A 14573-nucleotide genomic window follows, 5' to 3' on the forward strand; every position below is an offset into this window, starting at 1 on the left:
AAAAATAGTTTATGTATTTATTGATATTGAAAACTTCCTAAACTGCTTTTTATGCTAAGTTTTTTTTCTTCGGAAGCTTCTACACGGCCAACAATTTTTGCATCGACATTAAACGTTTTTGAAATTTCAATAATATCGGTAGCTATTTCCTCTGGCACATACAACTCCATACGATGCCCCATATTAAATACCTGATACATCTCTTTCCAATCTGTTTTGCTTTCTTCCTGAATCAATTTAAACAACGGTGGCACTTCAAACATATTGTCTTTAATAATATGTAAGTTATCTATAAAATGTAAAATTTTGGTTTGTGCGCCTCCGCTGCAATGTACCATTCCGTGGATTTCTTTTGCAGAATATTTTTCTAATATCTTCTTGATGATAGGGGCGTATGTTCGGGTTGGCGAAAGCACTAATTTCCCAGCATCTACAGGAACATCTGCTACAGTATCGGTAAGCTTTTTGCTTCCTGAATAAACCAATTCTTTAGGAATCGAAGCATCAAAACTTTCTGGATATTTTTCGGCTAATGCATGGGTAAACACATCATGCCTAGCGGAAGTTAATCCATTGCTTCCCATTCCTCCATTATAACGCTGCTCGTATGTTGCTTGCCCAAAAGAGGCTAAACCTACTATCACATCGCCAGGTTTTATATTGGCATTATCTATAACCTTATCTTTTTTAATTCTTGCAGTTACTGTAGAATCTACAATAATAGTTTTCACTAAATCTCCTACATCTGCAGTTTCTCCTCCGGTAGTATGAATCTCTACGCCAAACTTTTTAAGCTCGGTTACCAATTCTTCGGTTCCATTAATAATAGCAGAAATCACCTCTCCTGGAATTAAGTTTTTGTTTCTTCCTATGGTTGAAGATAGTAGTATATTATCGGTAGCGCCTACACAAAGTAAATCGTCTACATTCATAATTAATGCATCTTGGGCGATTCCTTTCCAAACAGAAATGTCTCCGGTTTCTTTCCAATACATATAAGCCAAAGACGATTTTGTTCCTGCTCCATCTGCATGCATGATAAGGCAATACTCATCATCTTGAGTTAAGTAATCGGGAATAATTTTACAAAAAGCTTTAGGAAACAAGCCTTTATCTATGTTTTTTATTGCTTTATGTACTTCTTCTTTCTCTGCAGAAACCCCTCGTTGCGCGTAACGTTTACTAACTTTTTGACTCATACTATTAAATTTGAAATGCAAAAATAACAAATAAAAAATCCCGTTTTAAGAAAAACGGGATGAAATAATTTTTTAATGTGTAAAAAGTAATTCTCGGTATTTGGTTAATGGCCAAAGCTCATCGTCTACCAATACTTCCAATTTATCACAATGGTAACGGATATCATCAAAATAGGGCTTTACCTCATCGCAATACATTATTGCTTTTTCTTCTATACAGGTTAATTTATTGGCCTTTTTACGTGCATCTATCATCTGTGTAGTTGCTTTGTTTATTTTGGCTATATGTCCCGATATAGCTTCTATAATACGCAATTGCTCTTCTGCGTAGGTTTTAAAACTATCGCCATAAATATCTTTAAGTCCTTTTACATTTTCTATAAGAATATTTTGGTAGCGGATAGCTGTAGGAATAACATGATTTCTTGCAATATCGCCCAACACACGTCCTTCTATCTGGATATGTTTTGCATACTCCTCCATCTCTATATCGTAACGGGCTTGAATCTCTACTTCATTCATCACCTCCATGCGTGTATAAAGGTCTATCGCTAATGGAGATATCTTTGCTTTTAAAGCAATTGGAGTTGTTTTATTATTGCTTAATTTACGTTTTAAAGCTTCTTTTTCCCATGCATCACCATAGCCGTCACCCTCAAAACGTATTTTTTTAGAGGCTTTGATATACTCGCGCAAGACATTAAAAATCGCATCGTCTTTTTTCATATTTTCTGTTGCGATTAATGCATCTACCTCTTTCTTAAATTCTTCTAATTGCCTTGCTACAATCGTGTTTATAACCGTCATGGCATTAGAGCAATTTGCTGTAGAACCTACCGCACGAAGCTCAAATTTATTTCCTGTAAAAGCAAATGGCGAAGTACGGTTACGATCTGTATTATCGAGTAATATTTCAGGTATTTTCCCAACTACATTTAGCTTTAATTCTGTTTTTTCTTGCGGAGATAATTTCCCATCGGTTACTTTTTCTAGCTCGTTAAGCACCTCATCTAACTGCGATCCTATAAATACCGATATAATTGCTGGCGGTGCCTCATTTGCTCCTAATCTATGGTCGTTAGAAGCGGTTGCTATGGCCGCTCTAATTAATTCTTCATAATCGTGAACCGCTTTTATGGTGTTTACAAAGAAGGTTAAAAACTGTAAATTTTTCATAGGAGTTGCTCCTGGACTTAACAAGTTTATGCCTGTATCTGTAGCTAAAGACCAGTTGTTGTGTTTTCCGCTTCCGTTTACACCAGCAAATGGTTTCTCGTGAAATAGCACTTTAAAGTTATGGCGTTCAGCAACTTTCCCCATCACATCCATCAACAACAGGTTATGATCTACTGCGAGGTTTGCTTCTTCAAAAATAGGAGCTAATTCAAACTGATTGGGAGCTACTTCGTTATGACGCGTTTTTGCGGGGATTCCCAACAGCATACATTCGTTTTCTAAATCGCGCATATAGTTTAATATACGTGAAGGTATAGAGCCAAAATAATGATCGTCTAACTGCTGCCCTTTTGCTGGAGCATGCCCTAATAGAGTTCTTCCTGAAAGCATAATATCTGGCCTAGAATTTGCTAAATCTTTATCAATCAAGAAGTATTCTTGCTCCCAGCCTAAAGTTGCATTTACTTTTTTTACTTTCTTATCGAAATACTGAACAACTTTAGTTGCTGCACTATCAAGAACTTGTAAAGAGCGTAATAAAGGAGTTTTATAATCTAAAGCTTCTCCTGTATAAGAGACAAATACTGTAGGAATACAGAGCGTTGTACCCCAAATAAAGGCTGGTGAGGTGGGATCCCAAGCGGTATAACCTCTAGCTTCGAAGGTATTACGAATTCCGCCGTTAGGAAAGCTTGAAGCATCGGGTTCTTGTTGCACTAAAGCCGAACCTCCAAATTTTTCTATAGCAGATAAATCATCATCTATATCAAAAAAGGCATCATGCTTTTCTGCTGTAGATCCGGTAAGCGGCTGAAACCAATGTGTATAATGGGTTACTCCTTTAGAGATTGCCCACTCCTTCATCCCTGTAGAAATATAGTCGGCTAAATGGCGTTCTATTTTTGTTCCTTTCTCGATAGCATCCATCAAACTATTGAAAGATGTTTTTGTAAGAAATTGACGCATTGCCTTTTTATTAAAGACATTTGTGGCGTAAATTTCTGAACGTCGGTGCGGTTCTTGAACCTCTACTGGCTTACGCGTAGAGATTTGTTTTAAAGCGTGAAATCGTAATGTTGACATAATATTTTTGTTGTGTTGAGACCACAAAAATAAAACAAAAACAAAAACACCCCTTCAAAAATGTAATTTTATTCTAAAAAAATAACAAAATTAAACTTCACCCCCTAAAAAAACAAGGGCTATAAAAAGGAAAGCGAAACAAAAACCGCATAAGCCCCAACTAACAACAGTCCTTTATACTTTGTAAACTCATACTTTTTAGGTAAAAACACCAACGGAAATAAAACAAAGGCAAAACCTATCATCCACCAAATATCAAACGTTAATATTCCTTCAGACTGCATTTTGATAGGCTGAATAATTGCTGTAATCCCTAATACCGAAGCGATATTAAAAATATTAGATCCGATTAAGTTTCCTATAGATAAGGCTTTTTCTTTTTTAAGTGCAGCAATCACAGAAGCTGCTAATTCTGGAACACTCGTCCCAACGGCAATCATTGTTACAGATATAACGCGCTCGCTTACACCTAATTTTTCGGCTAAATCTACGGCTCCATTCACCAACCAATCTGAGCCAAAGTACAAAGCAACTCCACCAATTATTAGCCATACAATTGTTTTAAACATCGATGTATATTGCAATTTTTCATCGACTTCTTCGGTTGCATCGGCAGGCGGATTTCGTCTTGCGCGTTGCAACAATAACACCAAGTACAATACAATTGCAATAACAAGCCCTATTCCTTCTATTCTAGAAATACCTCCGCCAGATTGTAAACAAAAATATAAGACGATAGAAAACAACATCATTACAGGCCAATTAAACCTATAAAAATCTCTATCTACTGCAATGTTGGTAATAAGCGCGGTAATCCCTAATACCAATCCTATATTTGCGATATTAGAGCCTACTACATTTCCTAAACTTATGTCTGAAGAGCCTGCGATAGCTGCTTGTAAACTCACTAATAATTCAGGTAAAGAAGTAGCAAAAGACACCACTGTTAACCCAATAATCATTTTAGAAATTTTAAATTTAAATGATATTGCCACAGAGGAACGCACCAAAAACTCTCCTCCTACTACCAATAAAACTAATCCAAGAAGTATAAAAACTATAGCCATATATCTAGTCTATTTTGAAGCTGCAAAGATAAATGATTTCAATCAAACACTACTTTAAAATAAACTCATAATATTTTTTTGTTATTATTTTGATTTAATAAACAAAACATTGTATATTTGCAGCCGCAAAGGCCTCGTAGCTCAACTGAATAGAGTACCTGATTACGGCTCAGGCGGTTGCAGGTTTGAATCCTGCCGAGGTCACTAAAAACCTTCTTAATCTGTAGATTTTGAAGGTTTTTTTATTTGTATCACTTTGGTAATTAGATAATTATCTAAATTCACACACAACTTTCGGGAATGCTCTAAAGAAAACCTACAATCCACATTCCTTTTTATTGAAAAATACCACAAGATATGTTTTCTTTGTTATATGGCTTCAACAAATTGTACAGATACCACTAACCTAATTAAACATATACAAGCTTATGTTTCTTTAACTGATACAGAGATAACGCAACTTACAGCGGCTATCCAAGTAAAAACTGTAAAAAAGAAGGAATACCTTGTAAAGACTGGCAACATTTGTAAAGATTACTATTTTGTTAGTCAGGGCTGTTTGCGCATGTTTTTTATTAAAGAAAACGGCACAGAACAAATCACACAATTTGCCATTGAAAACTGGTGGATGACAGACCACATGAGCTTGTTAAAACAGCAACAATCCCCTTTTTATATACAAGCTATTGAAAATACGAACGTAATTATTTTACACAGCTCCACCGCAGAAAAACTTTTTAAAAAAATCCCTGCGCTAGAAAAATATTTTAGAATTATCTTACAACATGCGTATGCCGCTTCACAGTTTCGCATCAAATACTTATATGATTATTCTAGAGAAGAATTATACACTCACTTTGCTGCTCATTTTCCTGATTTCTTACAACGTGTTCCTCAATATATGCTAGCTTCCTATTTAGGTTTTACACCAGAATACCTTAGCGAAATAAGAAAGAAACTACAAAACAACCCTTCTTAAACCAGTTTAAGTTTTAACATCATAAGGAATAATATCTTTGATTTATAAAATGAAAATTATGGAACAAAGACTAAACATTCAGCAATTAGAACCCAATGCTTACAAAGCTATTTTAGAAATTTCTAAATACCTTGAAACAACATCCCTTTCAAAAACCAGTAAAAACCTTATAAAAATAAGAAGTTCTCAAATTAACGGTTGTGCTTACTGTATAGAAATACACACTACTGAAGCTTTAAAAAACGGAGAAAAACAAAACAGAATTTTTGCGTTGAGCGCCTGGAAAGAATCTCCTTTATTTTCTGAAAAAGAAAAAGCCTTGTTAGCGGTTACTGATGAAATAACACAGATAAGTAATAATGGATTAACAGAAGAAACCTTCCAAAAGCTTAAAAGTTACTTTAACGACAATGAAATAGCACAAATTATTATACAAATAGGAGAAATTAATATTTGGAATCGTATTGCGGTTTCTACACAAATGTTTCATCAACCATCATAAGAGTTTGCAATAAAATTAATCGATAAAGCTATTCTGTTTGAGTAGCTTTATTGGTTACCTTTCGTTATGTCCTTTACCTTGAAACATTTTAGGTATCGATTTTTCTATTCTCGATAAACGTGTTTTTGATTGTTTGGCTTGAGAAAAATACAACAAGTAACTTCGTTGCCTTCCTGGTGTTAATGCTTCGAAAACTTTTTTTATAGCTGAGTTTTCTTCTAGAATTTCTTTAAATTCACTTGGCATTTCAAATTCTGAAGTTTCTTTCGTTTTTACTTTTACACCTGCTTTTTCAACTTCTATCGCTTCAAAAATATATCTTTTGATTGTTGGCGTCAAATCTATAACCTCTTCTGGTTTTGTAAATCTAATTTGACGAGCCGTTTGCACATTTTCTGTTTGCTGAATTAAAACTTCATCGGTGTCTTTTAACAGCACTCCTTTATGAAAAAGTAAGGCACAATAATCTTTAAAGCCATGAATTAACACTACGTTTTTCCCTTGAAATGTATAACAAGGATGCTTCCATTTAAAATCTTCTTCAAGACCACAGTCCAAACAAATTTGGCGCAACAACGTTGTTTCTTCCTTCCAATTTTTTATACTTTTTATGTATGCATCTACTTTTTCCATTTTTAAATAAAATTCTTAAAAACAAATGTAAAAAAATAAAATATTGATAATAAAAACTAAACAAGTATATTTTATTTACATTTTTTATATTTACAAAAATAATACATCTATGAAAAGTGCTTTTTTTGAAAGAATTTATAACTATCCTACCATCCTAAAAAGCGAATATCAAGAAATAATCAATTCGCATAGCAGAGTTGAATGTTCGAAGAATCAAACGATAGTGCACTCTGGAAGTATTTGCAATGAATATTATTTAATAGAACGTGGTATTTTCAGGTCTTCTATTTTCAATTATGATGGAGAAGAAGTAACTACCGGTTTTTTTAATGCTCATGAAGTTTTAATCGATTCTTCTTCTTTATTCCAGAGAATCCCTGCCCTTGAAAGCATTCAAGCAGTAACTGATGGTGCATTATGGAAAATAGAATATGAAACTTTTCAAGAACTATTCCATAAGATAGAAGGTTTTAGGGAATGGGGACGTAATTGGATGACAAATCAGCTTTTTATCGCTAAACAACGCTCCTTATCGATGATTACATTAACTGCTACAGAAAGGTATTTAAACCTGATGAAAGAAAAACCACAAGTTATAAAACAAGTTCCTTTAAAGCATATTGCCAGTTATTTAGGGGTTACCGATACTTCTCTAAGCAGAATTAGAAAAGAGCTTTAAAACTTGCCATAGGACAAGATTATTTATCTCCTGTTTTTTCATCTTTGAAGAATAACTTAAACTTAATTAATGATGAAAAAAAATAATCCTATTGTCTGGTTTGAAATTTATGTGGACGACTTGGAAAGAGCCGCTAAATTTTACGAAAGTGTATTTCAGGTTACTTTAGAAGAAATAAGCGACCCTTCCGATGCTTCTATCCAAATGAAAGGTTTCCCAAGTGATATGGATAGCTATGGCGCTTCCGGTGCTTTGGTAAAAATGAAAGGTGTTGAACCTTCTGCCAATGGAAGCATTGTTTATTTTGGATGTGATGATTGCGCTGAACCTGAAAGCCGTGTAACAGCTAATGATGGCAAGATACTGCAGGCTAAAATGGCTATTGGCGAACATGGTTTTGTTTCTTTGGTTAGCGATACTGAAGGAAACACAATCGGTTTTCATTCGCTGAAATAAACCACTTATAGAGATAGTTTGTCAAGCACCTGCCTCAGAAGAGGGCTTGGGAAACGCATGGACAAAAAAATAGAAGTAAATGAGAAAACTAATAGCATATGAGTTTCTGTCTTTGGATGGTTTTATGGCTGGAAGAGAAGGACAAGAAATGGATTTTGTCACACAACGGTTTTTAGCAGAAATGGAATCGGATATTGCTCAAGAATATAAAAACGCAGATACATTTTTGTTTGGTCGTAAAACATACGAAAGCCTTTCTCAATATTGGCCTAATGTTACTATAAAAGATGAACCATTGGCCGATTTTATGAATGGGATGAGAAAAATTGTCTTTTCTTCTACAATTAGTGATTTAAGTTGGAATAATTCCAAACTATCTCAAGTTAGTCTAGTTGAGCAGGTGACAACATTAAAAAAGGAAGAAGGGAAGAATATAATAATTATAGGAAGCGCAAGTATTATACAAAAGCTAACTGAACTAAAACTAATAGATGAGTATAAAATATTGCTTTTTCCTGTTGTTTTAGGCGACGGAAAACCTCTTTTTAACAGGCAAAAAAATGCCGTTAATTTAAATTTAAGGCAGACTAAAAAGTATAATAATGGGGTTCTATTATTAACCTATTCAAAGTGAAAATTAGAATACAATCGGAAATAAAAATAAGGACTCACAAATATCAAAGCCTAAATATATATAAAAATGGAAAGCATAGAACAAGTCAACTATATCAAAGCACCTATAGAGTCAGTTTACCAGGCACTTACCTCAGAAGAAGGCTTGGGAGAAGTCTGGACTAATAAACTAAAGGTAAAACCTGAGGTAGGTTTTGTAAACGAATTTGACTTTGATGAAGGCTATATCACAAAAATGAAGACCATAGAATTAAAGGAAAACGCTAAAATTATTTGGGAATGTATTGCTTCCGATAAGGAATGGGTAGGCACAACAATTTCTTTTGAACTATCAGAAAAGGACAACGTAACAGCTGTCGTTTTAAAGCATTCAAATTGGAGAGAATTAACGGAGTTTTACCAATGGTGCAATTATAATTGGGCAATGTTTTTATTTAGTTTAAAGACCTATTGCGAGAATCAAAAGGGATTGCCATACCAAGAACGAAAATTTTAAGATAGATGAAAAAACAGATTACAAGCTTTTTAACGTTTCAGAAAAACAACGCAGAGGAAGCCATGAACTTTTATATTGATTTGTTCGATAATTCCAAAGTAATAGAAATACAACGATACGACAAAAATGGCCCTGGTAAAGAAGGAACAGTTATAAAAGCAATTTTTGAACTGAATGGCAAACAGTTTATTTGTAGCGACAGTTTTATTCAACACGAATGGGATTTTACACCTGCTATTTCAAACTGGGTAGAATGTGAAACAGCTAAAGACATTGAATATCTTTTTGAAAAGCTATCAGAAAACGGAGATGTAAAAATGCCACTAGACAACTACGACTTTAGCAAACAATTTGCTTTTGTAGAGGATAGGTTCGGAGTTTCTTGGCAATTAAATTTGGAATGAATAAGATGTTTAAAACACACACCACTTAGCTTGCTTTAAAAACACAATCAAACAATATGAATCCAAAACAAATGTGGGCAAATCTTGGAGTGGAAAATATTGAACGAACTACAAAGTTTTATAAATCCTTAGGTTTTAAGCTAAATGGAAGTCCTTCAAACGATTTAGTAAGTTTCTTTTTTGGTCCTGATAATTTTGTTATCCATTTTTTTAAGAAAGAGCAGCTAGAAGTAAGCTTAGAGAGTAAAGTTGCTGATTTGAACAATGGGAATGAAGTCATGTTTTCTTTGGCTATAGAATCTAAAACGGAATATGACCATTGTGTAGAAAAAATAAAAAAAGCCGGTGGTAAAATTATCTTCGATTCAAATTTTGACAGAAAAGAATTTTACGATAAAAACGGTTTTTTTGTTTGTGTTTTTACCGACCCCGATGGGCATAAATTCAATCTGTTGTATAATGATAATTAGCCTATTCGGTTGAATATAAGCACCTCAGCTATTAGGACTCATACAATTGAACACTACTGCAATGACATCAAGTTATGAGCTAAAGATGTTCTTATTTTTCCCAATAAAAAACAAATAATTTTATTAGAAATAAACCTGAAATGATTGTCGCTATTTTTAAAACAGATATTGTTCAAGAGAAAGAAGCTCAGGAAATTGTTGATCAATTAAAAAATAAATTACCCGCTTACGAAATAAATTTCGACCTAGAAGATTGTGATAATATATTACGCGTCTATGGCACAAGTGATAAAACCAACTTTGTTGTACGTTTTATGAGTAATATGGGGTTTCAATGTGTTCCCATACTTTAACCTGTGGAAGTTTAGAAGTTATAACAAAAGTGCTATTGGCTTATTTCAATAAAGGTTTGCCCAAAGTTAGTTTTTAGGGTGACACTTTTTAGGAGTCGTTTTTTCCTGATTTGGAATTGTTGATTCGTTATACTTGAAAAATCATATTTGCTGTTAAAATTTAACAAGACACAAAAAATCATGTCTTTTTTTAATCTATACAGTTAGTTCAAGACAGGAGATTACTGTCCATAATACGGGAATAAGTAGTGAATAAACTGAAGTTAGCGGGCATTAAAAAAAAACAAGCCAAAACAGAAAATTCCAACATAATAATAAAAGACCAAAATAAATTTACAAAACCCAAAAAAAGGTTGCGGTTATATTTACAACCGATTGGTTTCATAAATTAAAAAGAATAAAAAATGAGAAAATTAAAATTACAAGTTCAAATGTCCGTTGACGGATTTATCTCAAGTCGTAGTGGAGAAATGGATTGGATGGAGTTAAACTGGTCTAATGATATAAAAAATTATGTTAGCGAAATATTAAAAGAAGTTGACACCATATTACTAGGAAAAAATTTAGCAAAGGGGTTTATTCCACATTGGGCGGCAGTTGCCAACGACAAAAGCAATCCTGAACAGAAAGCAGGAGTTATATACACTCAAACACCTAAAATAGTGTTTAGTAAAACCTTGACTAAATCAGAATGGGAGAATACAACCATTGAAAATGGAGATTTTGTTGAGAAGATTAACGCATTGAAAAATCAATCAGGTAATGACCTAATTGTTTATGGCGGTGGTCAGTTTGTTTCATCCTTAATCAAAGAAAAACTTATTGACGAGCTTCATTTGTTTATCAATCCTTCAATACTTGGTAGTGGAATGCCAATTTTTCAGGATGTAGATGCAATGCAAAAACTAAATTTGGTTTCTTCAAAACACTTTGACTGTGGTATAATAGTACTTGTATATAAACCTTTGTAAATTGCGTAGAGACATTTTTAAAAAGGCTACAAAACTATCTCTGGAGGAGAATCAAATAGCTAACAATTATTCATTCCAATCGAAAATATTCAAGAGTTAAGCAAACTTCAAAATATTTTTGTTTTTGATGATGAAAGTTTGATAAAAGCTTATTCTCAAACTGTGAAATTTAATACATCTGAATTGTGGCTTTATTCAAAAAAAATAACGTTGTTAAATGAAAAATAAAAAAGACTCTGCCTAATAACAATGTATCCGGTTATAAGAAAATATTACAAACCGATTCAACCAAGCGTTTCGGCTACAGATAATGATATAAACTATCAAGAAATCCAACCAAATAAAGATATTGAGAATTTTATTTACTGTTTTTGGCAACTTAAATCACAGCAACCATTATTAAAAGACTATAATTATCGCGTGGTTTCAGACGGTTGCATCGACATTTTTTTCGATCATAAACAACCTGCTGAAAACTTTGTAATGGGATTTTGTAGAAAGTTCGTTCAATTTCCAATTGGAAAAGAATTTGATTATATAGGTGTTCGGTTTTTACCTTCTGCATTCCCTCACTTGTTTGGAGTTGATGCTAAAACTTTAAGCAATCAATCTCAGGAATTATACAAGGTTTTGCCTGACTTTTCCAATTGGATTACTTCAGAAATCAAGCCTGTGGATTCATTTGAAAACATTACAAAAAGGCTGAACGAAAGAATAATCGGAATTCTAAACTTTCAAGATATTCATTACGATTATCGTTTTTTAGATTCACTGAAACAAATTTTCCAAAGACATGGATATTTGGATACCGAAAAAGACCTTAATACAGGCTTAAGTTCAAGACAACTTCGCAGAATTTTCAATTTTTATATTGGAACTACAGCAAAATCGTTTAGTAATGTTGTACGCTTTCAGCATATTTTAAATGCAAAACCTTCAATACAAAGTTTAAAAGAAAACAAACTATATTTTGATGTTGGATTTTTTGACCAAGCCCATTTTATTAAAAACTTCAAAACATTTTATGGTGTAACACCTTCAGAAGCCTTCCGTTAAGATTGTCCGATTTTTACAATGCCTCGGTTTCTTGCCAATCTATATTTGTAACAACAAAATTATTGGCAATGAAAACATTATTATTAACCGTATTTGTCCTAATGGTAGGTTATACAAATGCACAAACAACAAACAAGATGAAGCTTAACGCAGGAATAATTACCGAAAAACTACAGGAAACCAAGAAATTCTACACAGAAGTTTTGGGCTTTGGGGTAAGTTTTGAAAACGAGTTCTATTTATTACTTCATACACCTAATCAATCGGAAGAAATCAGTTTTTTAAAACCAAATCACCCTAGCCAAAAGCCAATTTTTCAATCGGCATTCAACGGAAAAGGTGTTTATTTAACAATTGAAGTTGAAAATGTAGATAAAGTTTATAAAGAGCTTAAAGAGAAAGGAATTCTAATGGAAATTGAAATAAGAGATGAGCCTTGGGGTGATAGACATTTCGCAATTAAAGACCCTAATGGAGTTGGAATTGATATCGTTACTTATACAAAACCCGAAAAATAAAATAATAGAAGGAAGTTTTTCGTATATAAATTAATACTCATGAAAATTACTTGACAAAAAGATTTCCATTATATTGTTTTAAACAAAAACTCAATTATCGGAAACGCAAATAATTTCCAATAATTGAGTTTTCTTAATAAAGATTTGTTCGAAACTAGTTTTTAGGATGATATTTTTCAGGAACAACTTCGAGCATTTCAAGAAAGCAATTCACCCATTGGGGTGTTTCTAAACAGACTATTTCTGCATTTAAATCTATATTAAATTTCTCTGCAAGCTCCCTGACTTGATTTTTCCTGAATACTTTTTTTAAGGCAGTACGGGTTGGCAAGTGAGGCCGCTTAAGCATATATGAAATAAAACACAGGTACTTTTCCTTATAATTGACATCAAACGCTGGTTGCTTTTTGGTTATTTTCAACAACACTGATTTAACTGTGGGAGGAGGCAAAAAACTTTCCGGACTTATTTCATACATAATTCTTAAATCGAAAAATGTATGATAAAATATCACGAAAGGATTATAGACCTTCTTTGTAAAGAGTTTTCTTGCAGGTTCTAACTGAAGTATTATAGCACCTTCCTGAAAAAACGCTGCATTTTTAAACATCAGAATTTTAAATATGTCGGATGTAATTCCAAAAGGTATATTTGAAACAACTTTAAATGGAATCTTAGGAACTATATACTTCCTGAAATCTTCTCTGACAATGTGAATATTCTTATTTTCTATGAACCTTTTTCTTAAGTGTTTATATAATTTATAATCGTTTTCGACGGCTATAACTTTATTGCTGCTTTTTACTAAATGAACCGTAATAAATCCTTTTCCTGCACCTATATCAATAATGGTATCATTTGGGTTTATTTGTATTTGTGAAATAGTATCTGTAATCAGGTGCTTATCAATCGTAAAATGTTGACCTGTATAGCGAACAGGTCGTTTCTTTTTTGGCATTAATTTGTTCGTGAAGGTTAAACTGGATTTCTAAGTATGAAAAAGTAAATAGGCTGTAATACCTAAACAGCATAACTCTCCAGTAACCTTAAGAAAAGGCTAAAGTATAAACAGTATTAAACTATACTGATAGAAGAATGATTGAAAACTGTACGGAATTGCCTATTACTTAGCTGAAATTCCTTAACCTACAAAAACAAGCCATAAAAATGATTATAATTATTTTGTAACAAACTTATTAATATTCCGCAAAAAACACAAGAACAGCTTCTTGACCTTCATTGTTTTATGGTTACATTAGGACTTCATGAACCGATTTATCATTATATAAACCCCAAAATGTATTTGCAATTTTGTCAGGATGATGGAGTGATGAGTCTTCGCTAATTCTATGGTTTATCATCAGCAACGCAATAAATATGTTTTTTGACTTTAAACTATTTTCGAGACAGTTTACCATCGACCTTAAAGCTGCACTTGTCATAGATAAAGAAGCATAAGCAGGCTTTGGGGATAGTGCTATTCCTCCTCCCGTTACCAAAATCGTACCTTTAGTTTCGGTTAAATTCTTCAATAGCCTTTTTACAAGCAACTGCAATCCTATTACATTAGCATGATAATCAAGTTGTAAATCACCTGAAGCCTCCTCTAAAATATCCTTTTGTACAATACGAGCAACATTATACAGAAGTACATCTATTTTATGGTTTTTTGAAATTATATCAAGCGTTTGGTTTAAGTTGGTTTCGTCAGAAACATCAGCAACATAGGTTGCCACATCATCACCATACTTTAATAATTCCCCTTTAAGGATATTAAGATTATCTTGATTTCTGCTTAACAGCAAAACTTTAAAACCTTCATTAATAAACTTTTTAGCTGCTGCAAAACCTACCCTTGATCCTGCTCCTACAATTAACAATACTTTTTTCCTCCTCAT

At 33.1% G+C, this 14573-nt stretch carries 18 protein-coding genes and 1 tRNA gene; 13 read left to right on the plus strand and 6 right to left on the minus strand.

What is annotated here, in order from left to right; all coding sequences use genetic code 11:
* Positions 1–17: 17 nt before the first annotated feature.
* From GGR32_RS04400 to GGR32_RS04410, 3 genes are all read right to left on the minus strand, one after another.
* On the minus strand, positions 18–1199 hold the full coding sequence (locus GGR32_RS04400; RefSeq protein ID WP_183476857.1) for an AIR synthase related protein: 1182 nt from the start codon (positions 1197–1199) through the stop codon (positions 18–20).
* Positions 1200–1271: 72 nt separating this feature from the next.
* A complete protein-coding gene (locus tag GGR32_RS04405; protein ID WP_183476859.1) occupies positions 1272–3458 on the minus strand; it encodes a glutamine synthetase III family protein in 2187 nt (728 codons plus the stop codon).
* A gap of 119 nt (positions 3459–3577) precedes the next feature.
* Complete coding sequence (locus GGR32_RS04410; RefSeq protein ID WP_183476867.1) at positions 3578–4525, minus strand: calcium/sodium antiporter; 948 nt, start codon at positions 4523–4525, stop codon at positions 3578–3580.
* A gap of 130 nt (positions 4526–4655) precedes the next feature.
* On the opposite strand from GGR32_RS04410, the gene GGR32_RS04415 reads away from it, so the two are divergent.
* The 3 genes from GGR32_RS04415 to GGR32_RS04425 all read left to right on the plus strand — a co-directional run bounded on the left by GGR32_RS04415 (position 4656) and on the right by GGR32_RS04425 (position 6006).
* Positions 4656–4729: transfer RNA gene (locus GGR32_RS04415), tRNA-Arg, on the plus strand.
* Positions 4730–4898: 169 nt separating this feature from the next.
* Positions 4899–5504, plus strand: coding sequence for a Crp/Fnr family transcriptional regulator (locus GGR32_RS04420; RefSeq protein WP_183476869.1), 606 nt, complete (start codon positions 4899–4901; stop codon positions 5502–5504).
* A gap of 58 nt (positions 5505–5562) precedes the next feature.
* Complete coding sequence (locus GGR32_RS04425) at positions 5563–6006, plus strand: carboxymuconolactone decarboxylase family protein (protein WP_183476871.1); 444 nt, start codon at positions 5563–5565, stop codon at positions 6004–6006.
* Between the two features lie 54 nt (positions 6007–6060).
* Here GGR32_RS04425 and GGR32_RS04430 read toward each other — a convergent pair whose 3' ends face one another.
* Positions 6061–6639: a YdeI/OmpD-associated family protein gene (locus GGR32_RS04430; RefSeq protein WP_183476873.1), complete on the minus strand. Its 579-nt coding sequence runs from the start codon at positions 6637–6639 to the stop codon at positions 6061–6063.
* Between the two features lie 109 nt (positions 6640–6748).
* On the opposite strand from GGR32_RS04430, the gene GGR32_RS04435 reads away from it, so the two are divergent.
* The 10 genes from GGR32_RS04435 to GGR32_RS04480 all read left to right on the plus strand — a co-directional run bounded on the left by GGR32_RS04435 (position 6749) and on the right by GGR32_RS04480 (position 12675).
* Positions 6749–7318: a Crp/Fnr family transcriptional regulator gene (locus tag GGR32_RS04435; RefSeq protein ID WP_183476875.1), complete on the plus strand. Its 570-nt coding sequence runs from the start codon at positions 6749–6751 to the stop codon at positions 7316–7318.
* Positions 7319–7387: 69 nt separating this feature from the next.
* Positions 7388–7774, plus strand: a complete 387-nt coding sequence (locus GGR32_RS04440; protein ID WP_246415170.1) for a VOC family protein — start codon at positions 7388–7390, stop codon at positions 7772–7774.
* A gap of 79 nt (positions 7775–7853) precedes the next feature.
* The gene (locus GGR32_RS04445; RefSeq protein ID WP_183476876.1) at positions 7854–8408 is read left to right on the plus strand and encodes a dihydrofolate reductase family protein; all 555 of its coding nucleotides are present in this window, start codon (positions 7854–7856) and stop codon (positions 8406–8408) included.
* A gap of 66 nt (positions 8409–8474) precedes the next feature.
* On the plus strand, positions 8475–8903 hold the full coding sequence (locus GGR32_RS04450; RefSeq protein ID WP_183476878.1) for an SRPBCC family protein: 429 nt from the start codon (positions 8475–8477) through the stop codon (positions 8901–8903).
* Between the two features lie 5 nt (positions 8904–8908).
* On the plus strand, positions 8909–9307 hold the full coding sequence (locus GGR32_RS04455; RefSeq protein WP_183476880.1) for a VOC family protein: 399 nt from the start codon (positions 8909–8911) through the stop codon (positions 9305–9307).
* Between the two features lie 56 nt (positions 9308–9363).
* Complete coding sequence (locus GGR32_RS04460) at positions 9364–9777, plus strand: VOC family protein (RefSeq protein WP_183476882.1); 414 nt, start codon at positions 9364–9366, stop codon at positions 9775–9777.
* A 140-nt stretch (positions 9778–9917) separates the two neighbouring features.
* Positions 9918–10130 (plus strand): glycoside hydrolase family 25 domain-containing protein, encoded by a 213-nt coding sequence (locus tag GGR32_RS04465; protein ID WP_183476884.1) that lies wholly within the window; start codon positions 9918–9920, stop codon positions 10128–10130.
* 404 nt (positions 10131–10534) lie between these two features.
* Positions 10535–11101 (plus strand): dihydrofolate reductase family protein, encoded by a 567-nt coding sequence (locus GGR32_RS04470; protein WP_183476886.1) that lies wholly within the window; start codon positions 10535–10537, stop codon positions 11099–11101.
* A gap of 249 nt (positions 11102–11350) precedes the next feature.
* Positions 11351–12157, plus strand: coding sequence for an AraC family transcriptional regulator (locus GGR32_RS04475; protein WP_183476888.1), 807 nt, complete (start codon positions 11351–11353; stop codon positions 12155–12157).
* A 137-nt stretch (positions 12158–12294) separates the two neighbouring features.
* Positions 12295–12675 carry a VOC family protein gene (locus GGR32_RS04480; protein WP_183477166.1) on the plus strand — a complete coding sequence of 127 codons (381 nt, stop codon included), beginning with the start codon at positions 12295–12297 and terminating at the stop codon, positions 12673–12675.
* Positions 12676–12829: 154 nt separating this feature from the next.
* On the opposite strand, the gene erm is transcribed toward GGR32_RS04480, so the two are convergent.
* Both erm and GGR32_RS04490 read right to left on the minus strand, forming a co-directional pair.
* Entirely contained in the window at positions 12830–13633 is an 804-nt protein-coding gene (erm, locus tag GGR32_RS04485; protein ID WP_183476890.1) for a 23S ribosomal RNA methyltransferase Erm, read from the minus strand.
* 292 nt (positions 13634–13925) lie between these two features.
* Positions 13926–14573: an SDR family NAD(P)-dependent oxidoreductase gene (locus GGR32_RS04490; RefSeq protein ID WP_183476891.1), complete on the minus strand. Its 648-nt coding sequence runs from the start codon at positions 14571–14573 to the stop codon at positions 13926–13928.

Origin of the sequence: Mesonia hippocampi, assembly GCF_014197445.1 — a bacterium.
GTDB classification, from domain to species: Bacteria; Bacteroidota; Bacteroidia; order Flavobacteriales; family Flavobacteriaceae; genus Mesonia; species Mesonia hippocampi.